General features: G+C 53.7%; 1 rRNA gene. It reads left to right on the plus strand.

The features are described 5' to 3' along the window. Positions 1-216 (plus strand): 16S ribosomal RNA (locus AB4585_RS21705); the annotation flags it as partial.

Here is a 216-nt window from a genome sequence, read left to right on the forward strand (position 1 = left end):
CTACTTGGAGGTTGTGGCCTTGAGCCGTGGCTTTCGGAGCTAACGCGTTAAGTAGACCGCCTGGGGAGTACGGTCGCAAGATTAAAACTCAAATGAATTGACGGGGGCCCGCACAAGCGGTGGAGCATGTGGTTTAATTCGATGCAACGCGAAGAACCTTACCTACTCTTGACATCCAGAGAAGCCAGTGGAGACACAGGTGTGCCTTCGGGAGCT

Source organism: Vibrio sp. 10N.222.49.C9 (assembly GCF_041474985.1).
GTDB lineage: Bacteria > Pseudomonadota > Gammaproteobacteria > Enterobacterales > Vibrionaceae > Vibrio > Vibrio crassostreae_C.